This window comes from Methylovulum psychrotolerans (genome assembly GCF_002923755.1).
GTDB classification, from domain to species: domain Bacteria; phylum Pseudomonadota; class Gammaproteobacteria; order Methylococcales; family Methylomonadaceae; genus Methylovulum; species Methylovulum psychrotolerans.
Map to the genome: position 1 here is coordinate 22,832 of NZ_PGFZ01000006.1, position 23,911 is coordinate 46,742.

The following is a 23,911-nucleotide window of genomic DNA, read 5'->3' on the forward strand; positions in this document are numbered from 1 at the left end:
TCTCCAGGCTGCGTTCGGCACAAATGCCCACGCGGCTGTCAGGCCGCACCCCCAAAGCCAACAGGCGGTGGGCGAGGCGGTTGGCGAGGCGGTTGAGTTCTGCGTAGCTTAAGCTGTGGCCTTCAAAAACCAAGGCAATGGCTTCGGGGGTTTGTGCCGCCTGCCGCTCAAACAACTGGTGGACGCACAGATGCGCGGGGTAATCGGCTTGGGTGGCGTTAAAGGTGTCCAGCAGTTGCCGCCGTTCCGTGTCCGGCAAGATGCTGAGTTGGCTGACCGGGCAAGCCGGGTTGTCGGCCAGCGCGGCGGTCAGGCGGTCTATAGCCGTCTCCAAATACCCGGCGATGCGCCCCGGATCGATGCCGTCGGCGCATTGGGCGGTGAGCAGGAAGCCGTCGCCCAAGTCGTCTATGCAGACCGTGATGGGGTAGTTGGTGCGTTCTTCGCTACGCACTACCTCTAGGCTTCCCCCCGCCCAAGGCTGGAGGTTGTGCTGGCTAAGCAGTGTGGCATGGCGGTAATTGAGTAAGGTGGTGAATAAAGGCAAACCTGCGGCCACGCCGCTACAGCGTTGCGCTAGCGACAAGGCGGCGTGTTCATGGTTGAGCAACTCGCTGAGGCGTTGTTGGCTGTCGCTGACCAAGCTGGCGGCACTGTGGCCGTCCAAACGGATACACAGCGGTAAAGTGTTGATAAATACGCCCAATGCCTGGGCTGTTCCGGCTTGGCCTTGCAAACGGCCTGACAAGACCGTGCCAAACACCACCGTGTCCCGGCCTGTGCATTGCGCCAACACTTGCGCCCACGCGGCATGGCACACTGCGGCGGCAGTAACGCCGTGCTGCCGTGCGCTGCGGCGGATGCGCAAAGCCAACGGGCTGCTGAGCGTTTGCACCGCTTCACGGATATGGCAACCATCGCCTTGAGTATCCAATATGCCGAACGGCGCGGTCGGTGCGTCTATAGCCGCCAATTGGCGGCTAAAATAAGCCTGATGGACGCTGGCGGGTACGCTGGCGACGTGGGCAATGTACTGCCGATAGGGTAGCGGCGGCGGCAACGCCGCGCTGTGGCCTTGTAAAATCTGCTGTATTTCGGCCAAAACCAGTTGCAAGGTGTAATTGTCGTCAACCAGATGATGGTTCAGCAAGGCCAATAACCAACGCGGGGCGGACGGGTCAAACAGCGTATAGGCGGCAAACAGCGGGGCGCGGTGCAAATCTATACCTTGGCAGCTAGGTTCGGTTTGCGCCAGCAAGCTTTGCAGCGCGTCTTCGGTCGCCGCCGCCGTTAAATTGATGATAGGCAGCGGTGCCTGTCTTTGCACCACTTGCACGGGTTGCGGCAAATCTGCCCAATGCACCGCCGTGCGCAAAATGTCATGGCGGTTAATCACGGTTTGCAAGGCGCTGAGGAAATTGTCCACCGCGCCGCGTGTCGTGAAGGCGATGATGGAGCGCTGCAAATAGGCGGCGCCGGGTGTGCCCGCCCCCAGCAGGTGGTGGAACAGGATACCTTCCTGTAACGGCCCTAGCGGGTAGATGTCTTGGATGTTTGCCGCTCCGCCCGGCACTTGGCCGACCAACCCATCCAACTGGGTTTGGCTGAGGCTGACTAAGGGCAGTAAATCGGGGGTGAGCGCGGTGCAATCGGCGCTAATCAGATTAGGCGGCACAGCAATATCGGTTTGCGGCAGTTGCTGGGTATCCAGTTGTGCCGCCAAATCCGCGAGGATAGGGGCGGTGAAGACAGCGCGGACACTGGCCGACAAGCCGTGTTGGCGCAGACGTTCAATTAGCGCGACCACCAGCAGGGAATGCCCGCCCAATTCAAAAAAGTGGTCATAGCGGCCCACTTGTTGCAAATGCAGCAACTCTTGCCAAAGCTGGGCAATGACGGTTTCGCTAGGGCTTTGCGGGGCTTGGTAAGCGCGGGCGGCGACACTGCCGCCATCTGGGGCGGGCAAGGCCTTACGGGCCAGCTTGCCGTTGGCGGTGAGCGGGAACTGTTCCAGCATGACAAAAGCACTGGGCAGCATGTAGTCGGCCAAGTGTCTGGCCAGTTGCTGGCGTAACGCCGCCGGGTCGGGGGTGTGGCCGGGTTGGGCGATAAGATAGGCGACCAGACGCTTATCGCCCGGCACATCTTCTCTGGCAATGACAACCGCTTCGCGGATACCGGGACACTGGCACAAGCAGGCTTCGATTTCGCCCAATTCGATACGGAAGCCGCGGATTTTGACTTGGCAATCGTTGCGCCCCCAATATTCTATTGTCCCGTCGGCCAGCCAACGCCCCAAGTCGCCGGTTTTGTACAAGCGGCCCGCGCTCTGGCAGAACGGGTTTTGGATAAAGCGTTCGGCGCTCAGTTCGGGGCGGTTCAGATAACCCCGCGCCACACCCGCGCCGCCAATATGGATTTCGCCCACCACCCCCAACGGTACGGGTTGCCCGTGCGGGTTTAACAGATAAAAAGCCAAGTCGGGCAAGGGCTTGCCGATATTACTGGCGGTGCCGGCCAAAATGTCGGCTTCGCTCAGTAATCGGTAAGTGGCATGGACGGTGGTTTCCGTGATGCCGTACATATTGACCAGGGCGGTGCGGGCCAGGGGATTACTGGCTAACCACGGGGCAAGGCTACGGAAGTCTAAGGCTTCGCCGCCAAAAATGATGGTGCGCAATTGATGCGGCAGCGGGTTTCGCGCTTGCGCGGCAATCAGTTGCCGGAACGCGCTGGGGGTCTGGTTAAGGATGCTGACCTGCTCCCGGCACAGCAGCCGATAGAAGCTGTCCGGGTTACGCGCGGTGTCTTGCGGCACAATCACCAAGCGGCCACCTGACAACAACGCCCCCCACAATTCCCACACCGAAAAATCAAACGCGACCGAGTGGAACAGCGTCCACACATCGGCGGCGGTACAGTGAAAATAGTCGTGGGTGGCGGCAAACAGGCGGGTGGCGTTGGCATGGCTGACCATCACGCCTTTAGGCTGTCCGGTGGAGCCGGAGGTATAAATGACGTAGGCCAAGTGTTCAGGGCTGACTTCGGCAGCGAGAAGTTCTTCCGCATCGGCACGGTAGGGCGCGTCCATGACGATTAGCGGCAGCGGTCCGGGCAGCATTGCCGCTAAACGCGGCTGCAAGGCGGTTTGGGTCAGCAGGGCGACGGGCTGGCTGTCGTCGAGCAAATAGGCCAGACGCTCGTCGGGGTAAGCGGGGTCTAGCGGCAGATACGCACCGCCCGCCTTCAGGATAGCCAGCAAACCGACCACCATGTCCAAGCTGCGTTCGGCGCACAAGCCGACGCGGTCGTCGGGGCAGATACCTAAAGCCCGCAAACGCTGGGCCAGTTGCCCGGCCAAGCGGTTAAGCCCGCCATAGCTTAAGGTTTGCCCTTCATAGACCAAGGCGATAGCGTCGGGGGTGGCTAACGCTTGCCGTTCGAACTGTTGGTGCAGGCACAAAGCTTGTGGGTAAGCGGCTAACGGCGTGTTAAAGTCGGCTAGCACTTGCTCGCGTTCGGCATCAGGTAAGATATTTAGCAGATTAGCCGGATAGTCGGGTAGGAATCCGAGCGCGGTAGTCAGGCTCTCCAATGCTGTTTCCAAATAAGCCACAACCCGCTCCGCCGCAATACCGTCGGCACACTGTACCGTGAGCCGGAAACCGTCGCCAAGGTCGTCAATACACAAGGTAATGGGGTAATTGGTATGTTCTTCGGTGCTTAACAGTGCGATGCCCGGCCAAGCAAATAAGTTGCCCGTGTCGGCGGCGACCAGGTTGCTGTGCCGATAATTCAGCAAGCTGGTAAATAACGGCAAGCCCGCCGCGACCGCGCTACAGCGTTGCGCCAAGGCTAAAGCCGCGTGTTCGTGCGCCAATAAGCCGCCTAAGCGCTGGTAACAATCAGCCAGCAGTTGCTGGGTGCTATGGCCTGTGAGGCTTAGCCGTATCGGCAAGGTGTTAATAAACACACCCAGTGCTTGGCTGGCACCGGTTTGTGCCTGCAAACGCCCGGACAAGACGGTGCCGAACACCACCTCGTCACGCCCGGTACACTGCCCCAGCACTTGCGCCCACGCGGCATGGAACAGCACGGCGGCGGTTACGCCCTGTTGGCGGGCAGTACCGTATAGGCGCTGCGCCAAGTCCGCCGACAGCGGCAGTTTGGCTTCGTGTAAGTGTTGGCCATTACCCTGAATATCCAGCACCCCAAACGGGGCGCAAGGCTCATCTATATCACCCAATTGGCTACGGAAATACGCTTCATGCCCGCTGTCAGGCACGCTCAGGAGATGGGCGATAAACTGCCGATAAGGCACAGGCGGCAACAGTTGCCCGCCTTGGCCTAAGAAAATCTGGTTGATTTCCGTTAAAATCAGTTGCAGGGTATAGTTATCGTCAATCAAATGATGGTTGACCAAGGCCAGCAACCAGTTATCCGCCGCCGCATCAAACAGCGTGTACGCGGCAAACAGCGGGGCATGGTGCAAATCCATCACCAAACGGCCTGGGTCGGTTTGTGCCGACAAGGCCGCTAACGCCTCGGTATCCGCCGCCCCGGCCAAGGTGATAACGGGCAGTACGGCTTGGCGTTGCACCACTTGCACGGGTTGCGGCAAGTCTTGCCAATGCACGGCGGTACGCAGGATGTCATGACGGTTAATGACGGTTTGCAGGGCGTTAAGAAAACTGTCCAAACGTTCCCGCGTGGCAAAACGCAACATCGCCCGTTTCAGATAAGCATCACTGCCCGTCGCCAACAAATGATGGAATAAAATGCCTTCTTGCAGCGGCGCTAACGGATAAACATCTTGGATATTAGCCGCCCCACCCGGCACTTGCGTACAAAGCGCATCCAGTTCCGCTTGCGTCAGCGTCACCAGCGCCAACATTGCCGGGGTAAGCATCTGCGCATCCGACGGGATCTGTGCCGTGTCCGCTACCAAAGACGGGCTGGTGGCCGCCTGCAAGGTCGCCGCCATATCGGCCAGCACGGGCAGGCTGAACACATTCATCACATCGGCGCAAAAACCTTGTTGCTGGAGGTGCTCAATCAGGCTGATTGCCAACAGCGAGTGCCCGCCCAACTCAAAAAAGTGATCATGGCGGCCTACCTGCCCTACGCCCAGCAAGTCTTGCCACAGTTGTGCCAACACGGTTTCCGCTTCCCCTTGTGGCGCGGCGTAAGCCCCTGCCGTCAGGGCTTCCCTATCCGGGGTGGGCAAGGCCAGACGGTCGAGTTTGCCGTTTGGGGTTAGGGGAAATTGGTTCAGGCCGACAAAGGCGCTGGGTATCATGTAGTCGGGCAATACCGCCGCCAAGCTTTGGCGCAAGCCGCTGACCGTCCAGCCGCTATCGGCCAGCAGGTAGGCGACCAGACGCTGGTCGCCGGGCTGGTCTTCGCGCACCACCACGGCGGCGGCACGGATGCCAGGCAGTACGGCCAGTTGGCTTTCAATTTCGCCCAATTCAATCCTAAAGCCCCGAATTTTCACTTGGCCGTCGCCGCGCCCTAAGAAGTCGATGTTGCCGTCGCTTCGGTATTTTGCCCAATCCCCGGTTTTATATAAGCGGCTGCCGGGAAGGTCGAAGGGGTTGGGGATGAATTTTTCTGCCGTCAGGTCGGGGCGGTTGCCATAGCCTTGCGCCAGCCCTGCCCCGCCGATACAGATTTCGCCCGTCACGCCGATAGGGACAGGCCGATAATGGCGGTCGAGGAGATACAGTTGCACCCGGTCAATGGCGCGGCCTATCGGCAAGATGCCAGCAGGTTCTAGGGTTTGGCTCTGATAGGCACTGCTCCACACGGTCGCTTCGGTGGGGCCGTATTCGTTGACAAACCTGACCTGCGGCAAACGGTCGTGGTGGCGGTTGGCGACAGTGCTAGGGCAGGCTTCGCCAGCGACAATGACGGTGCGCAAGCTCTGTAATTGCCCTGCTGCCGCCGTGTCGGCCAGGACGGCATACAAAGACGGCAAGGCCAACAAATGGCTGACCTGATGGCGGCTAATCAGTTTGGCTAAGGCCACCGGGTTGGCGGTGTCCGCCGTTTCCGGCACACATAAACAGCCACCGTGGCTTAATGTCCAAAAAATCCCCGCCACCGAACTGTCAAACGCAAATGAAGACAGCAACAGGAAACAGCTGGGCGCGTCTCCATAATAACCGCCCCGTGCCAGCGTCGAATGTAGCAGGTTACGGTGGCTGACTGCCACGCCCTTCGGTTGGCCGGACGAGCCGGAGGTATAAATGATATACGCGGTGTTGTCTAAATTGGCAGTTAACGTCAGCACCGCACCCGTGTGGCCGTTAGCCGCCGGGCCGATAGTGACTAACGGGCAATCAAGGCCTTGAAAGTTGCCGATAAAGGCGGTTTGGCAAAGCAGTAAACTGACCGCCGCATCCTTGACCATAAAATTCAGGCGTTCTTGCGGATAGGCCGGGTCTAGCGGTAAATAAGCCGCCCCGGCTTTTAACACCGCCAGTACCGCCACCACCAAATCCACCGAACGCTCAGCGCACACACCGACCCGACTTTCCGGCTTGACCCCCAAGCGTTGCAGGGTCTGCGCCAAGCGTTCAGCGCGGCCATTCAGTTCACGATACGTTATGGTTTCTTCGGCAAAAACCAAGGCCGTATTATTCGGGGTGGCCTGCGCTTGGGCGGTAAATTGTTGAGGTAGCGGCAATAACGTGGCTTCTAACGGTTGCTCTGGGTTCCATGCCAAAACGAGTTGTTGCCATTCCGCGTCGGTTAACAGCGGCGCGTGTTTTAAGGCTTGCTGCGGATGCGCCACCAGTGCCGTCAGCAGGGTTTCTAAATGGCCTGCCAAACGCGCCAATGTCGCCGCCGCGAACAAATCTGTGCTGTATTCGATAGTGCCTTGCAATTGGCCGTCCTGTTCTTCAAACAGGAAGGTCAAGTCAAACTGTGCGGTTTTGCTGGCTAGCGGTATCGGCGTGACGCTAAGGCCGGGCAAACGAAAATCTACCTTCGGGGCGTTCTGCACCGTCAGCAGCACTTGGAATAAAGGGGCGTGGCTGGTGTTGCGTACCGGATTGACGGCTTCCAGCAATTGTCCGAAGGCTATATCCTGATAGGCTTGGTCAGCTAAGGCTTGACTGCGGACAGCCGCCAATAGCCCGGCAAACGTCTCTTCATCATCCAGTTGCCCGCGTAGCACTAAGGTATTGACGAAAAAACCGATTAACTCGGCGGTTTGTGCCTGATTGCGCCCGGCGGAGGTATAGCCGATGGCGATGTCATGGCTATGGGTATAGCGGGACAATAAAACTTGCAACGCCGCCGCCATGACCATAAATAAGGTGGCGTTATGCTGTTTAGCCAGACGGTTAATGTCGGCTGTTACTGTGTTAGGCAAGGTGAAATGGTATAAATCGCCCCGATAACTGAACACGGGCGGTCTTGGGTAATCGGTCGGCAACGCCAACAGCGGGGCTAAGCCTTGCAGTTTTTGTTGCCAGTAGGCGCTATGCGCTTGGGCGGTGTCGCCTTGCTGGCGTTGCCAGAAGGCAAAATCACCGTAATGCAGTGCCAATTCCGGCAATAAAGACGGTAAACCGTCGGCAAAGCGTTGGTATAAGCTGGCGACTTCGCGCATGAGAATGGCGACCGACCAGCGGTCTGCGACGATATGGTGCAACACCACCACCAGCACTTGCTGATGGGGATGCAGCGTGACGAGTAGGGCGCGTAACGGCGCGGCCTTATCTAAGGCAAAAGGGATGCGGGTAAACACCTCGGCACACTGTTGGCAAACCGCTGGTGCTTGGGCGGGGGGAAGGTGGCTCAGATCCACGGTCGACCAAGCTAACCCGCCGCTAGCGTCGGGCTGCTGGGTCAATATCCCTGAGCGTTTGCCAAAGCGGCTATGCAGGATTTCATGGCGGCGTTGCACCTCCGCCAAACTTTGCCGTAACGCCGCGACGTTTAGCGCACCGTTAAATGCTAAAGCCCCGGCGACATTATAAACCGGGTTGTCCGGGTCAAGTTGCGACATCAGCCACAACGCTTCCTGACCGTAGGACAGCGGGGTGTTGCCAGGCGTTGGCCGCGCTTTAATGGGAGTGTCGGTAATCGTTGGGCTGTGGAGTTTTGCGATCAGCCGCGCACGTTTTTGTTGGCTGGCATCGGGGATTACGGTGGCATCTTGCATAGTCGTCGTCTCGTTGTCTTAACCGGATTGTTTTATTATCTGATGTTACGCAGTCATTTTGCGATATTGAAAAATGTAGCGATGAGTCGCTATCGCGACCATTTTTTTTAATCGGGTTCTCGCACCCGAAGGCGAGATACTTTCTTTTGCTCCGCCTCGGCAATTGCTCCTGCATTGCTCTACCTCCTGCATCCTTGCAGTCGAAAAGAAAGTATCCAAAGAAAAGGCGGCCCGGTTGCCGCTTCTTCCTGCGCTTCTCGGTTTTGTCGGGGGTCGGTAGAGAGGGCTCCTGCCCTCCTACCGACGCGCGGCATCCCTGCCGCGCCCCTTTATGCCCTATGGGTATTCGGGCTTATCCCGACAAAACCTGCGATGCTCGGCGCGGCAAACGGGGGTAAAGCGACGTTACTGCGTAACGTCAGTTATTATTTTGCTTTTGCCTGTTACGTTAGGCCTCGACTTTGCTCAGCCCATTCCCTTCGGCTACGCTCAGGGAACGGGCTTCGCTAAGAGAGTAGGTAAATCCCGTTGACTGAGCGAAGTCCGTTCCCTGAGCGTAGCCGAAGGGTCAGCCCTCTAGGAACAGCTCGGCTTTCCCATACAAACGTTGGGCTTTGGTAAAGCCCCTACTTTGGCAAGCGGTCAGCAGTTTGTTGATTTCTTGGATGTAAACATCATCCGCTTCGGGTTCCAGCGCCATGAAGTATTGCAACCATGGCTCCCGGCCTATGGCGTAGATATAGACTTGGCGGCTATCGACGGCCTGTAATAAAGCCATTGCCACGTCGGCGTTGCTGCCGTTGGAGCGGCGGGATTGGCAGTGTTTGTAGTCGGGCAGTTTCGGCAATATCGGCCCGTACACCCAAGATAAGGGCGCACCCACCCATTCCATGCCCAGAAACACCACATCAATCGCCCCCCGCTGGGCGCGGATGTTTTCGTACATGCGTTTGTCCAAACAATTGGAGTCGGCGGCAAACAGGATTTGCTTGTCGCCCGCCTGCACCAGATAAGCGGATTTGGCAAACGGCAAATCGTTATGCTCGCCCAAGAACGGGATGGCGACAATTTCGCCTTGGGGCAAGGCAATGGTATCTAAAGGCTCAACTTCCAGAATCTGGGTAAAGCCCAATTCTTTCGCCATGAGCTTTAAGGAAATGTCGCCATAGAAAATACCGGAGGCTTTCGGCACTACCAAGCAACCGACTTTATGGCGGATTCTGAGCAGGGTCTCAAAAACAAAATGGTCGTGGTGGCCGTGGGTAATCAGCACATAATCAATTTTGGGCGGCAAATCTTGGAAGGTGTAACGGCTGATCCCGCCCTCGCTGGGCTGCACGCTAAGGAAAGGGTCCAGCAAAATGGCGATGCCGTTAAATTCGACCAAGACACTGGCATGGCCGAAATAGCGGATGCGCGTACCCGGCCCTTGCCAATTTGCTGTGGGTCGGGGCGGCTGGTCGGTCAATAAGGGCAATAATTTGGCATCATCGGCGGCACTCAGGCCTAACAGTTCGCGGATAAACGCCAACGGTTGCGGTTGGCTGTCCAGTTGAAACAGCGCGTCCAATTCGGCTTGGGCAAACGGCAGTGTCCAGCCGATGCTATCCGCATCCGGCAAACGCGGGGTGCTCATATAATACGCCCGCATCCGGTCATGGGTTTGGCGGAACAAGTACAAGGTTTGCAGGTGTTTTTTGTAATGGCGGCTACGGTAAAATAAGCTTTCGATACAACGGACTATCGGGCGGCTATGGTAGTCGTACAGCAATTCGGTATAACCGCGCAGGCTTTCTGGCAAGGTCGGGTAATAGTTGTTGAGGCTTTGTCCGAGCGCTTCTTTATCCAGCAAATTCTGAAAATCAATCAGCTCTTGCGCCAAGCGCAAATCATCGCTATGCCCACTCTCCAAGTTCTCCAGTAACACTTGAATAGCGGGGACGCGGTCAATCGGCAGATTGACGAACGCGCCGCCCAGCAATTTTGGGTTAGCGCTGGATTTATGATGTAAGGCCGGATTTTGCAAATACGATGCTAAGGTCTTTTTCTGATAATTCAGCAGGTGCAGGCTGTAGGCCACGGGTGAAAACGTGTGCGGCCACGCAACCCAACTGTCGACCAAGGCTTCTGCAACAGTGGCATCGGCCAAACGGTATAAGGTTTCTGTGTTCATGAAAGCGTGTTAGGGACTGGGGTTGGGAAAGGGAATCAGTCAATTTGGTATTCGGCGACTTTATCGACAAATTCGGCGATGGTCGGGGCTTCAAACAGCGTCTGTACGGGTACGTCAACCGCGAAGGTATCGCGGATTTTGCTGACGATTTGTACGGCGGATAAGGAATGCCCGCCCAATTCGAAAAAATCGTCATAAATGCCCAGTTGCTCAATGCCCAAAATTTGTTGCCATATCTCGGCGACCGCCTGCTCGGCTTCGTCTCTGGGGGCGGTATAGGCACGGCGTTGCCAGCCTGGGCTATCTAAAGCCAGCAAGGCCTTCCGGTCTAGTTTGCCGTTGGCGGTCAACGGCAAAGCCTCCAGCGACACAAAAGCCGACGGCACCATGTAATCGGGTAAGGTTTGCTTAAGGAAGGCCTTGAGGGTTTGGTGTTCGGGCTGGGCGGCTGGGGCGACCAAATAGGCCTGCAAATAGCTGTGCTCGGCATCGGTTCTGGCCAGCACCACAGCGGCTTTTATGTCCGGGTGCTGCAATAAGCGGGCTTCGATTTCGCCCAGTTCGATCCTAAAGCCCCGGATTTTGACTTGGTTGTCGCTGCGGCCTTGGTATTCTAGGTTGCCGTCTGGGCAGTAACGCGCCAAATCGCCGGTACGGTACAGGCGTTGGCCGGGTTGGCTGCTGTAGGGGTGGGGGATGAAACGCTCGGCGGTCAGTTCGGGGCGGTTCAGATAGCCCCGCGCCAACCCGGCCCCGCCGATATACAACTCGCCCGTAACCCCGACAGGCACGGGATTAAGCTGGGCATCGAAGATAAAAGTTTGTAAGTCGGCCAAGGGCCAACCGATGCGGCTGGCGGTTTCGGTTGCCGCTGTAGGCGGGAGCAGATACTGGCTGACATGCACGGTGGTTTCGGTAATGCCGTACATATTTACCAGTTGCGGGCCGTGTCCGGCTTGGCTTGCCAACCAGGGTTGCAAGCGCCAAGGCTCTAGGGCTTCGCCGCCAAAAATGACCCAACGTAAAGCTAAGGCGTTAGCGCCGCCATGTTCTGCATGATAGGCAGCCAGTTGGTAAAAGCTTGATGGGGTCTGATTTAACACGGTTACGCCCTGTGCCGATAACAACTGATGCAAGGCGGCGGGCGAGCGGCTGAGCCAATACGGCACAATCACCAGTTTGCCGCCATACAGCAACGCCCCCCATAATTCCCAAACCGAAAAATCAAAGGCAAAAGAATGGAAGAGGCACCAGACATCAGCGGCGGAAAAATCAAACACCGCTTCGGTGGCGGCAAACAGCCGCCGGACATTGTGATGGGTGACGGCCACGCCTTTGGGGGTGCCGGTCGAGCCGGAGGTATAAATGATGTAGGCCAGATTGTCGGCGTTGCCGACCTTAGCCGGATTGGCGGTGCTGTGGCTGACCACTTCGGCGGCTTGGCTATCTAAGCAGAACACCCGGCAGTCCGGCGGCAACACCGCTGTTACCGCTTGTTCGGCCAACACCAACAGGGGGCGGGCATCGGCCACCATATAAGCCAAGCGTTCTGCGGGGTAATCCGGGTCTAGGGGCAGATACGCGCCGCCCGCTTTTAAAACGCCCAACAGGCCGACCAGTAGCTCTAATGAGCGGGGCAGGCAAATTCCCACTACCGTCTCGGCCACCACCCCTTGCCCGCGCAAGTAATGGGCTAACTGGTTGGCCTTGGCATTAAGTTCGGCGTAGCTTAAGGCTTGGTCCTCAAAGGCCACGGCGGGCGCGTCCGGGTGTACCATAACCTGTTGTTCAAACAAGGCCGGCAGGCAAGCATCTGCCGGACAAGCAAAATTGATGCGGTTCCACGCCAATATTTGCAGGGACTCGGCTACGCTCAGTAAGGGTAAGGCGCGTAGCGGTTGCAAGGGGTTTGCCAACACGCCCTGCAACAGGTGTTGGAAATGCCCGGCCATGCCCACTATCGCCGCTGGGCTAAAAACATCTTTAGGGTATTGGAAGGACGCGGCCAAGCCCTTGTCGGTCATCGCCATCATCAGATTCAAGTCAAATTGGGCAGCCGTGTCGGGTAAGCCGACGGTTTTGGCCGTTAAACCCGGCCAAGCTAGGCTGCAATCGGGCATACCTAAGGCGAGTGCCGCCGCGTCGCTGCTGTCGGCAGCATCCGCCTGCAAAACAAAGCAGACTTGATACAACGGCGCCGCCCCTGGCTCACGCCGCCGTTGCAAAGTTTCCGCTAACAGGCTGTGCGGATAATCTTGGTGCTGTAAGGCTCCTAGGACAGTGGCTTTCACTTCGTGCAGGAATTCGGCAAAGGTCTTAGCGCCGTTCGGATAGCTGCGCAGGGCAACCGGATTGGCGAAATAACCCACGACTTGGGCAAACTCGCGCTTAGGCCGCCCGAACAGCGGCGAGCCGACGATAATATCGTTTTGGCCGCTGTAACGGTACAGCAAGGCCTTAAATACCGCCAACAGCACCATATATAAGGTCACACCCTGTTGTGCGGCTAACTGTTGGAGCCGCCAAGTGGTATCGAAACCTATCGCCAAGGTTTCTATGCCACCGTTATATGCTGCCGGGTTTTGGCGGTTGGCCGCACCCGGCAAGCGCAGGGTCGGCAACTCGCCCGCCAATTGCTGTTGCCAGTAACTGAGGGCTTGTTGGGCGGCTGCACTGGGTAAATACGCGTGTTGCCAGTCGCTAAAGTCGCGGTAAGTCGCGGTCAAAATAGGCAAAGACAGCGTTTGCCCCATGCTATGGGCCGCATAAAGGGCGGGCAATTCGCCGAGCAAAATCTGTAAGGAGCGGAAATCAACGGCGATATGGTGGGCGCAAAACAACAGGATATGGCCATCATTGGCATTTGCCGTGCTGAATAAGACCGCGCGTAGCTTGACATCCTGGTGCAAATTAAAAGGGCGGTAAATTTCGGCACTCAGTTGCTGGTTGCGGTGCTGGGCATTGCGGCACAGGTGTTGGCTCAGCACCTGATAAGGTGGGTCTAACACTATCGGCACGGGCAAACCGTTTTCGGTTTGGTAGCCCGTGTGCAATTGCGGATGCCGGGCCACTAAACGTTGTAAAGCGTGGCGTAGGCTGTCTATAGCAATACCGCCGCTAATTTGTATGGCGATGGGTAAGTTATAGACGGCACTGCTGGCGGCCAGTTGGCAGGCTGTCCAGATAGCCAACTGGCCTGCGGATACCCGGTTGGCGGTTGCTGTTGGGCTTACCGTGGCTAGCGGTGGTTGGCGGCTCAGTTCCAGGGCGTGTTCGGCCAGTTCCCACGCCGATTTGTCGGCCAATATGAAGGTGATAGGAAAATCGATGTCCAGCAGTTCGTCCAGCACCTGTTTCAGGGCCAGGGCTTTTAAGGAGTCTATGCCTAAGGATAATACTGGAATTGATAAATTGACTTGTGCCGCCGCCAAGCCCGCCAAGGTTTGCAGTTGGCCGCGTAAATACTGCCCCAGCAGCTTGCGGGCTACCGTTAAGGGTTCAGTGTGTATGGCTTGGCGTAGCCCAGCCAACTCTGCTGCCGATGGGGCAGTGGTTTGGCCGCTCAGCCCGTCCGTCGCCACCACCGTCAGTTGCTGGCTGATAAAGGCTTGTTTGCAATCGTTGCGGCGCGTTTTGCCGCTGGTAGTTTTTAACACGCCGCCGGGCTTAACAAACATCAGGGTATCGGCTTGAATGGCGCATTCGGTCACCAAATGGCTGCGGATAGCGGCAAATTCGGCGCTGAAATCGCTTTGTTTTAAATACGCCCGTTTCAATTCGGCCAGCACCACCAGCTTTTCGCCGTCGCCTGCCGCGACGGCAAACGCCGCCAAGGCGTTGGGGTTGACGCACGGCACAGCCGCCGCCACCGCCATTTCAATATCTTGGGGATAATAATTGCGCCCCCGAATGATAATCAGCTCTTTACTGCGGCCTGAGACAAACAGCTCGCCATGGTCAAGAAAACCCAAATCCCCGGTGCGTAACCAAACCCGTTGCGCCGCGTCGACGCTAACGCTTTCGGCGCTGGCCTCGGCATTGTGCCAATAACCTTGGGTAACGCTAGCACCGCTGACTTGGATTTCGCCGATACACCCTTCCCCGCATACGGCTTGGGTATCCCTATCGGCAATCCTAAGCTGATGGCCTGTCCCCACAAAACCACAGCCAACCAAAAGGCGGCTGTTTGCATCACCTGCTGGCACGGGGCTGGCGATATGCGCCGCCAGCTTGGCTTTATCGAAGGCTTTTAGCGTCGGCAAGGCAGTTTTGCTGCCGCCTGTGACCAGTAACGTCGCTTCCGCCAAACCGTAACAAGGGTAAAAAGCTTGCCGTCGGAAGCCGCACTCGGCAAAGGCGGCGGCAAACCGCTCCAGCGTCGCCGCTTGCACCGGTTCGGCGCCATTAAACGCCACTTGCCAAGCGCTTAAATCCAGGCGGCTTTTTTCTTCGGCAGTTATTTTTTCGGTACACAGCGCGTAAGCGAAATTGGGGCCGCCGCTGGTATGGGCGCGGTAATCGGACACCGCCTGCAACCAACGCGCGGGTTTTTCCAAAAACGCCATCGGCGACATTAGCACCGCTGGTGCACCGATAAATAAAGGCTGCATGACATTGCCGATCAAGCCCATATCATGATACAGCGGCAACCAGCCGACCACCGTGCTGGCCGCGTCATGACCAAAACCCTGTTGGATTAGGGCTTGGTTCGCCATTAGATTGGCGTGGGTCACCACCACCCCTTTAGGGTTGCCCGTAGAGCCTGAGGTGTATTGTAAAAAAGCCACCCCCTGCGGGTCGGTAGCGGGTAAGCCTCCCGTTAGCCCGGCCTCGCCTAAGGCCTCCGTCGCCACTATCGGTACGGTGACGGCATCGCCAAACAGTGCCTGTAAAGACGGGATAAGTGCTTGCTGGGTAAGGATAAGTGCCGCCTGACAATCGGCAATAATGCCGTGCAGGCGCGGCAAGTGCCGCTGGTTTTTCGGCGGATACGCCGGCACGGCGATAACCCCCGCGTACAGGCAACCGAAAAAGGCGGCGATGTAATCCAAGCCTTGCGGATACAGCAAGACGGCGCGGTCGCCCGGTACGCCTAAGGCCAGTAATTTGGCGGCAATGCGGCGGGCTTGGCTGTCTAATTCGCCATAGCTGAGCGTTACGGCGGTTTGGTCGGCATCGGCCAAAAACGTATACGCGGCTTGCGGGCTTTGCCGTTCCGCCCTGATCTGTAAGATTTCCGCCAAGGTGCGGGCGGCACTCACGTCTACCCTTACCGTCTCTGGCCGGGCGTTCATAAGGTCGCCTGAAATGCAGCCGCGTTGCTCGCGGCTATTGCCCATTCCAGTTCGTCCGGCACGCTAAATTTCAGGCGCTGGGCGCAAAAGTCCAGCCAAGCGGGGGATGCCTCAGCAAGTAACACGTCTTTATCCGCAAGCATTGTCCGCGTCACGCAACCGTCGGCCTGTAAAAACACCACCTCGCCGTCGGCTAAAGCCGTTAGTCCTGTAGGCAGACCGGAAAATGGCCGCAGCTCGGCGACAAGATAAGCCCGGCAATACAGTTCGGCGGTCTGGCTTACGGCAAGCCCCACCGCTTGTTCGGCTTGGCGCAATAACCGCGCACTGTCGGTTTGGGCGGCGGCTAAGGCAATTTGGTAGGCGGTGCGGGCATCCCTGCCGACCTTGCCGACATCCGCCCCAGCGGCCAACAACATGGCGATGATGGCCGTATCGCCCTGACCCGCCGCCCAATTTAAAGCCGTCCAGCCATAAGCATCTTGTCCGTCAACCGCAACCCCGTTCGCCAACAGGGCTTCAATAGCCAGGGTATCCCTTTGTTTTACCGCGTCAATCAGTTTTAATTCGGGCATAAAATCGTCCTAAAGCATATAAAGCAATATGGTTTATGACGAGCGATGCTCAGGGAGGCCTCACCCAAACAACTAAAAACCTTATCTAAGCAGGGTTTTTCTGGGAGCCTTTCGCTTAGGGTTGGAGCGCGGGCATCTTGCCCGCGCTCCAAAAACCTTTAGCCTTTGCCAACAAATTTATTTCCGGCAAAAGGTGAGGGTTTACGTTGACTAGCGCGTCCTACCAGTGTCTGGCTATAAGCCATCGTCAATTCTGCACTGGTCTCAATGAACATAACTTTTTTTCAGCCTCAAAAACCGCTACGCCTTATCGGGACATCCAAACTGCTTGCCGTTACCTTGGCGAATTTGGTGTTGTTGCCGTTATCGGCCAGTGCGGTGGAGCCGATTGAAACCAAGGCGGGCATGGAAACCAGGCCAGCGGACGATAAAAACACCGCCAAACCGAAAGCTAAAACGGATAAAAAAGCCGCAGCGGCCAGCCCGCAACCTAGCAGCCTTGGCGAAACCACGACCTTAAAGACCATGACCGTCACAGGTGCGGCGGAATACGATCCTGAAGACCCGTTCAACACTGATTATGTGTTGCCCACCGCCACGGCAGGCACTAAAACCGACACGCCGATTATGGAAACGCCGCTGAACGTACAAAGCGTGTCCAAGCAGGTGCTGACGGACCAACAGGTGATTAGCCTTGACCAAGCCCTAAGGAACGTCAGCGGCGTGACCATGAAAGCGCATGGCGTGAACTCGGTTAACAACGGCATTAATTTTGGCATCAACTATCCGACTCCGGTCATCCGGGGTTTTGCCTCGCAGACGTTTTTTCGGAACGGTTTCCGTTTGCAGGACAATTCGGCGGCACGGCAGTTTTCTAATGTGGAAAGCGTCGAAGTGCTCAAAGGCCCGGCAGCGATTTTGTACGGCCAGGTAGAACCGGGCGGGATGATTAACATTGTCACGAAAAAACCCCAAGCCATACCGTATTACTCGTTAACCCAACAGTTCGGCTCTTACGATTTGTTCCGCACCAGCATTGATGCCACGGGGCCGGTCGGTAAGCACGACGATTTGCTGTACCGGATCAACTATTCTTACCAGAACAGCCATTCTTTCCGCGACCTTGTCTATACCGACGATGTGTTTGTCGCCCCCTCGCTAAAATGGATCATCAGCCCGAAAACTTGGGTCAGCGTCGATATGGAATATGACCGTAATAACAACGGCTACGATGCAGGTTTTATCCCGATTTATAAAGGCAAAATCCTTAAAACCCCTTTCCATTATAACTGGGGCGAGCTGTCGCCCGTCAGACAGGAAACCTATTTCGGCAACATCACTTGGGCACACCAGTTTAATGACGATTGGTCTATCAAACACCAATTTTCCGTGAACAGCGCTAGCGGTGATGGCGACCTTTTTTTCCCTTATCCGCCTATTAATCAAAAAACGGTCCAAAGCACCCATGCCATTTACGACAACCGTAACAACACTTATTCGACTAACCTGGATTTGACCGGACATTTCGATACCTTCGGACTCAAGCACACGCTGTTGTTAGGGGGGGATTATTATCGCATTGATGCCTCCATAAAAAGCGGCTCGACCGGGAAATGGACTAGACCGGGTAATGATTATTTTCATCCGGTACACCATCCGTTTGTGGCACCACAATTACGGCCATCTGAAATACAGAGGAATTATCAACTGACCGACCAATACGGCTTATATGTCCAAGATCAGATTAAATTGCCCTATCAGGTTCATCTGATGGGCGGTTGGCGTTACCAATATCTGAGCCAAGATCCGATCCTTAAAAATTACGGTGCACCCGCCATAGAAGTACCGTCTTCGGAAGATGCCGTCACCCCTAGGGTGGGGGTGTTATGGCAAGTGCGGTCTTGGTTAAGCTTGTATGCCAATTATGTGGAAAGTTTTGGCCCTAATACCGTCAGTTCGCCGGGTCTGCTGTACGGGTCTAACAAACCTATTCCGGCAACCGGAGCCAGCCAATATGAATTCGGCGGCAAAACCGAATTTTTTGACGGACGCTTACGGGCAACCTTGGCCTACTATGACCTGACCAAAAATAATATCGCCGTTAAGCTTTCCGATGCCAACAATATAAACATTGGCTCAAGTCTCTGTGGAGGCGTGTCTTGTTATCTATTGATCAGCCAAGCCCAAAGCAAAGGCATAGAGCTCGATATCCAGGGCGAGATACTGCCGGGTTGGCAGGTCATCACTACGTTTGCCAATACCCATGTAAAAATCACCAAAGGCGATGAATCGGGTTTATTTGGCAATCCCGGCCAGCAACTGTTCGGAATCCCTATTAATACCGCATCGTTCTGGAGTACCTATAGCTTTCAGCAAAAATGGCTGAGGGGCTTTAAGGTCGGGGGCGGCGTGACTTTCCAAGGCAAGCAATATGCTTTTATTGATCAAAAGGCCCCTCTGACCGTCAGTAACCCCTTTAAAGTAGCAGGCTTTCACACTATAGGCCTTATGACCGCTTATAGCCGCGATGTCGGTGCAGCGAAAGTGTCGGTGCAATTTAACGTCGAAAACCTATTAGATGAACGGTATTACACGGGGTTATCGGTTGAAAATTCGTACGGGAACTATGGCGAAGGTTATGGCGTGTACGGTACGCCCCGGACGTTTATGGGGCAGATCCGTATCCAATATTAAGCGGATAAGTCTCAGGTAAAAATCACACAACCCATTGCCATCACAAAAACACCTGCCGAATGCGGGTTATTTAATTAACTGGAGTCCGCTATGACCCAAACACCAACCCAAACAGATGGGGGCTTTATGCCAGCCACCAAAATCTCGCCCTCTTTGCTGACCTTACTGCTGCCGCTGTTATTGGTCGCCCAGCCAGTACACGCCATCATGGAAAGCAAGCTGGAAACGGTCACTTGCGATGCGGTTAAAGGCTGGGCGTGGAACAGCGCAAGCCCCAGTACCCGCGTCAAAGTCGACATTTATGATGTGACCGCAACAAAGACCACACTGCTGGCGACGGTAACCGCGCAAACCTTGCGTAGCGACCTGTTAGCCGCCGGCAAAGGCGACGGCAAATATGGCTTTACTTATGTGCTGCCGCCTAGCGTCCGTAATGCCTTAACGCACAAAATCTCTGCCCGTTACAAAGGCACGGTATTCGAGCTGACCGGTTCACCGATCACCACCACCCTGCCCTGTTACGGCAAACTCAATGATACCGGGTGGCAAAAATGCAGCACTAACACGGGTAATGGTCTGGCTTGCCCGCTGACCGATTATCCCCGTCAAGACGCTGACTACGGGCGTGATAAAGCCGCCAGTAGCGGACAGTTACTGAAAGTCGGCGCGGGCAGTGCGGGCTTTGACTATACCAAAATCGCCAATGACGGCACGGCCTTAGCGCCGACCGTCGCCTTAGGTAGCGGCGCTAAAGCGTGGGCTTGTACCCAAGATAATTTGACCGGACTGCTATGGGAAGTAAAAACCACCGATGGCGGCTTACGCGATGCGAATAGCACTTACAGTTGGTATAACCCCAATACAGCAAACAATGGCGGCTTTGTCGGCATTCAGGATAACGGCAACTGCACGGGCGGCATTGCCTGCGACACTCTCAGCTATGTCCAAGCCGTCAATGCCAGCAAATTATGCGGCAAATCCGACTGGCGTTTGCCGAGAGTGGAAGAGCTGATTTCGTTGAGCGATTACACCCGCGCCCCAGCCATTAATCCGGTGTATTTCCCTAATACCCCCCCCTATTGGTATGTCTCTTCTACCATCGGGCCGGTCGATTCAGGCAAAGCCCGAAAAGGTTTATGGGGGATTTATCCCACTAGCGGCTTTGTCGCTGATGACTTAGCCGATCTGGACGGTAAAAAAATCAGGTTAGTGCGTGGCAATTGAGGTTTTTTAGACCCAGGCCACTAAGACACCGAAGCGAATATCACTCTTTTAGGAGTTTAGTTGATGAACAAAACCATATTGACAACCTTGCTGTTACTGGCTTGCCAAACGGGCGGGGTACAGGCTCAGACCTGTAACACCAGCAATTACCTGACCACCCCGACCAGCCGTTTTGTGCTGAACACGGACGGCACGGCCTTGGACAAAAAAACGAGCCTGCTGTGGAAACGCTGTTTGGAGGGTTATACCTGGAACGGCAGCACCTGCACAGGTGCCAGAAGTGCCGCAAACTGGCAAAACGCCTTAAAACAAGCCGCCGCCAGTACGTTTATCGGCAAAACCGACTGGCGGTTGCCGAATGCCAAAGAAATAGAGAGCATCGCCGAACGCGGCTGCGTCGACCCACAAGTTAACCTGAGCGTTTTCCCCAATATGCCGACTACTTTTATTTGGTCAAGCACACCCGACGTTAACAATACCTCTTTGGCGTGGGCAGGCGGCAGCGGTTACCAAAACCATTCTAGCTACTCTAAAAACTTCGGTTATGGCGTGTTGTTGGTGAGAAATACTCCCTGATAGGGAACGGCTCAGTCAGCATTTACCATTTTTAGGCTCCCGTTCCCTTCGGCTTCGCTCAGGGAACGTGTGGCTTCGGCTTCATGCGGCATCCCAGTCCCTAAGCGAAGCCGAAGGGAGCGGGGACTAAAGGCCTTTGCACCCCACGGAAAGGCCGCGCCGAATAGCGTGCAATGGTCTTCAGCCATTGCACGCTATAACCATATACCAATCATTTACTTAACGCCGGACTCTATAGGCAGCAAATAACGCACAATCCGCACCGCTGGCCTGTACCAGCGGCACAGCACTTCGGCAAACCTGCCGGACACAGAACGTCAACACCCTAGGCTTTCCTTTAAGCGGATAGCCCTAAATTTGGCGCAATACCTTATATAACATTATAAAATCAGGAATAAACGATGAAACTAAACACCCTAAACCGTTATCTTGCCTTACCGTTGGCGATGACCGCCATCAGCTTAGGCACCGCCCAAGCCCTTGAAGTTAAAGCGTCCAATAGCGTTTTGCAAGGCGGCAGCAATTCTTCCGTCACTTGGCCGGCACCGGCCAGCCAGCCGTATCGCGTCTATGTCCGTGTCCCTGCCGACAGCACCGCCACCAATGCCTTATACCGTGTTTACCCTAACGGTTTGCCAGCCACTGCCGGAGCTTGCTCAAGCACCGACGCGACTACCCCTTGTTTTGAAATCCCCCTAGACACCACGCAATCACCGGGCGAATGGGTACAACTGACCTTAGCGAATGATCCGGCAACCCAATGGGACTTCACTCAAAACCCTTACGTTAACGGTAATGTCACGGTTAACGCCAGCAACTTAAATTCTTCGGAAGTTTTGTCCACAGGCTCAGTGCTGTTTGATGCCCCCAACATTGGCCAAGCCTACCAAGGCGGCATCTTGATCAGTCTCAGTAAAGACGGCAAGCACGGCCTGATTGCCGCCAACCAAGATTTGCCGGGGACTTACAACTTCCAAGCGGCAAAACAAGCCGTAAAAGACAGTGCCAATTATGATGCCGAAGGCCAAAAATACAGCGACTGGCGGTTACCTACCGTCGCCGAGTTGAATACCATTTATCAGCATCAAGATTTGGTCAAAGCCACCGGCACCTTTTATTGGACAGGCGTTTCATCAAGCAAAACGCTGGCTTGGATACAAATTTTTAGATATTCCAGCTACCCTGCCTACAGCGGTTTTCAAGCCAATGACGGCTATAAGACCGGTGCCTTATCGGTACGTCCCGTCAGAGTGTTTTAAGCTGGCTTACCCCCCCTGGGTGAGGAATGTGCATACCGCTTAGTGGGAGAGACTTTAATACGCCACACTCTGAACGGTGAAGTTTTCGGTTTTTGGAGCGCGGGCATCTTGCCTGCAACGGGCGGGCAGGATACCCGCGCTCCACCGCTTAAAGTGAGTGTGCATATACTCTGAACGGTCAAGTTTTCGGTTTTAGGATTAACCGTTCGCCTGTCCCCAGACCCCCCTTGTGGGGGAGCTTGTCGAAGGGTGGACGGTTAATCCGCCCATGGTTCGACGACCAACGGAAGTCCCTGTGGGACAGGCTCACCACGAGCGGATTAACCGAAAACTTGACCGTTCAGAGTATATATCTTTTAACATTTAACATTGGTATCTCTGTAACCCCCTCCCAGCCTCCCCCTTGCCAGGGGGAGGAGCTTTTTCCCCTGATTTTCGTCTGTATGACGGGGAAGATGCTCCCTCCCCTGCGAAGGGGAGCCCCTTCGGCTTCGCTCAGGAGGGGTGGGGTTTAATTCACAAATGTTAAAAGATATATGCACACCTACTTATATATCAACATCCCTACCCCTTCCGCTAGCAATCGCCTAGAGAAATCTTAAGCTAAGGATATTCAATTATGTCACGTCATTTTTGGGTGTTGGTTCACCGCTATGCCGGGCTGACAATGGCTGGCTTTCTGACGGTTGTCGGACTGAGCGGCAGCATTTTGGCGTTCCGCCCAGAACTCGACGCGTGGCTAAAACCGCCCTATAGCGTGGCGGTGCAGGCGCAGCCCATGCTTAGCCCCTTGGTGTTGCGCGAACGGGCGCTGCGCCTAGCACCGCATACCCGCATTAACGCCGTCGATTTACAGCCCAAACCCGGCATAGCCTTTATGCCGAACCTGACCGCGCGTACCGACCCGGCCACCCAGCAACCCTATCCTCTAAAGCCGCTCCATCTTAACCCCTATAACGGCGAGCCGATAGCTATGCCGGAAACGCCCGCACCAACTGGCTACTGGCCGCTGACGCGTCACAATATCCTCGCCTTTATTTATGAGCTGCACTATTCGCTGGTACTCGGCGACATCGGCTTATGGCTGTTCGGCATTACCGCGACGCTATGGACGGCAGATTGTTTTATCGGCTTTTACCTGACCTTACCGATGCGGCGCAAACAGCCTTTCGCCGCCACGCCTATCGCAACAGGCCCAACCCTGGCCAATTTTTGGCAACGTTGGCAAATCGCGTGGAAAATCAAATGGCCCAGCTCCAAACAACGCCTGCATTTCGATTTGCACCGGGCGGGCGGCTTATGGTTATGGCCGCTATTATTAATATTTGCGTGGTCTGGCGTGGCGTTTAATCTGAATGCCGCCGTTTACCGACCCGTCATGCAAGCACTTTTTGAGATGACCGATTTCGACAACTTCCCTGCCCCCAACTTAGCCCAACCCCGCCCCGACCCCGCCCTGGATTTTACCGCCGCCTATCAGAGCGCCCAGCGTTTGATGGCTGAGCAAGCGCGGCTAAAAGGCTTTACGGTACGGCATGAGCAAGCTTTTAGCTATCATCCGGCGAACGGCCTTTACCAATACACCGTGTTGAGCGACCGTGATGTCAGTGCTATTACTGGAGCCAGCCATTTATATATCGATGGCGACAACGGCAAGCTAGTGCGGCTGTTTTTGCCCACCGGGGAAAAGTCCGGCGACACCGTAACAGTATGGCTAGTCAATTTACATACCGCGCAACTGTGGGGCTTGCCTTATAAGCTGTTCGTCTGCCTGTTCGGTTGGGGGGTGGCGATGCTGGCCATGACGGGCGTGTATCTGTGGCTAAAAAAACGCCAAGCCGCCCAAGCCAAGCAAAAACCGCGTACTGCGATGGTTTTGTTTTCGTTCCGGGCCTTACTGGACAATCTGAAACAACTTTAAATCCCACACGGAACAC

9 protein-coding genes are annotated in these 23,911 nt (G+C 55.8%); 5 read left to right on the forward strand and 4 right to left on the reverse strand.

All coding sequences use genetic code 11. From position 1 onward, the window contains the following. The 4 genes from AADEFJLK_RS13475 to AADEFJLK_RS13495 form a co-directional block, all read right to left on the reverse strand. Positions 1-8,179, reverse strand: an 8,179-nt coding sequence (locus AADEFJLK_RS13475) for a non-ribosomal peptide synthetase (protein ID WP_146054595.1), incomplete at its 3' end; no start/stop codon positions are given. 568 nt (positions 8,180-8,747) lie between these two features. Continuing rightward, entirely contained in the window at positions 8,748-10,352 is a 1,605-nt protein-coding gene (locus AADEFJLK_RS13485) for an MBL fold metallo-hydrolase (protein WP_103974633.1), read from the reverse strand. 35 nt (positions 10,353-10,387) lie between these two features. Further along, on the reverse strand, positions 10,388-15,646 hold the full coding sequence (locus AADEFJLK_RS13490) for a non-ribosomal peptide synthetase (protein ID WP_103974634.1): 5,259 nt from the start codon (positions 15,644-15,646) through the stop codon (positions 10,388-10,390). Beyond that, on the reverse strand, positions 15,643-16,221 hold the full coding sequence (locus tag AADEFJLK_RS13495) for an ankyrin repeat domain-containing protein (protein ID WP_103974635.1): 579 nt from the start codon (positions 16,219-16,221) through the stop codon (positions 15,643-15,645). Before AADEFJLK_RS13495 ends, AADEFJLK_RS13490 begins: the two co-directional genes overlap by 4 nt. 267 nt (positions 16,222-16,488) lie before the next feature. Here AADEFJLK_RS13495 and AADEFJLK_RS13500 point away from each other — a divergent pair, with 267 nt between their 5' ends. The 5 genes from AADEFJLK_RS13500 (at position 16,489) to AADEFJLK_RS13520 (ending at position 23,895) form a co-directional block, all read left to right on the forward strand. Further along, positions 16,489-18,915: a TonB-dependent siderophore receptor gene (locus AADEFJLK_RS13500; protein WP_103974636.1), complete on the forward strand. Its 2,427-nt coding sequence runs from the start codon at positions 16,489-16,491 to the stop codon at positions 18,913-18,915. Between the two features lie 90 nt (positions 18,916-19,005). Beyond that, positions 19,006-20,139, forward strand: a complete 1,134-nt coding sequence (locus AADEFJLK_RS13505) for an Lcl C-terminal domain-containing protein (RefSeq protein ID WP_103974637.1) — start codon at positions 19,006-19,008, stop codon at positions 20,137-20,139. 63 nt (positions 20,140-20,202) lie between these two features. Continuing rightward, positions 20,203-20,715 (forward strand): Lcl C-terminal domain-containing protein, encoded by a 513-nt coding sequence (locus AADEFJLK_RS13510; protein ID WP_103974638.1) that lies wholly within the window; start codon positions 20,203-20,205, stop codon positions 20,713-20,715. 401 nt (positions 20,716-21,116) lie between these two features. Continuing rightward, entirely contained in the window at positions 21,117-21,974 is an 858-nt protein-coding gene (locus tag AADEFJLK_RS13515) for an Lcl domain-containing protein (protein ID WP_103974639.1), read from the forward strand. A gap of 619 nt (positions 21,975-22,593) precedes the next feature. Next, positions 22,594-23,895 (forward strand): PepSY-associated TM helix domain-containing protein, encoded by a 1,302-nt coding sequence (locus AADEFJLK_RS13520; protein ID WP_103974640.1) that lies wholly within the window; start codon positions 22,594-22,596, stop codon positions 23,893-23,895. Positions 23,896-23,911 lie beyond the last annotated feature (16 nt).

What these genes read in the sequence shown, in the direction of transcription:
- AADEFJLK_RS13515 (WP_103974639.1), top strand. Translation starts at nt 21,117, where the DNA reads ATGAAACTAAACACCCTAAACCGTTATCTTGCCTTACCGTTGGCGATG.
- AADEFJLK_RS13520 (WP_103974640.1), top strand. Translation starts at nt 22,594, where the DNA reads ATGTCACGTCATTTTTGGGTGTTGGTTCACCGCTATGCCGGGCTGACA.
- AADEFJLK_RS13510 (WP_103974638.1), top strand. Translation starts at nt 20,203, where the DNA reads ATGAACAAAACCATATTGACAACCTTGCTGTTACTGGCTTGCCAAACG.
- AADEFJLK_RS13500 (WP_103974636.1), top strand. Translation starts at nt 16,489, where the DNA reads ATGAACATAACTTTTTTTCAGCCTCAAAAACCGCTACGCCTTATCGGG.
- AADEFJLK_RS13505 (WP_103974637.1), top strand. Translation starts at nt 19,006, where the DNA reads ATGACCCAAACACCAACCCAAACAGATGGGGGCTTTATGCCAGCCACC.
- AADEFJLK_RS13485 (WP_103974633.1), bottom strand. Translation starts at nt 10,352, where the DNA reads ATGAACACAGAAACCTTATACCGTTTGGCCGATGCCACTGTTGCAGAA.
- AADEFJLK_RS13490 (WP_103974634.1), bottom strand. Translation starts at nt 15,646, where the DNA reads ATGAACGCCCGGCCAGAGACGGTAAGGGTAGACGTGAGTGCCGCCCGC.
- AADEFJLK_RS13495 (WP_103974635.1), bottom strand. Translation starts at nt 16,221, where the DNA reads ATGCCCGAATTAAAACTGATTGACGCGGTAAAACAAAGGGATACCCTG.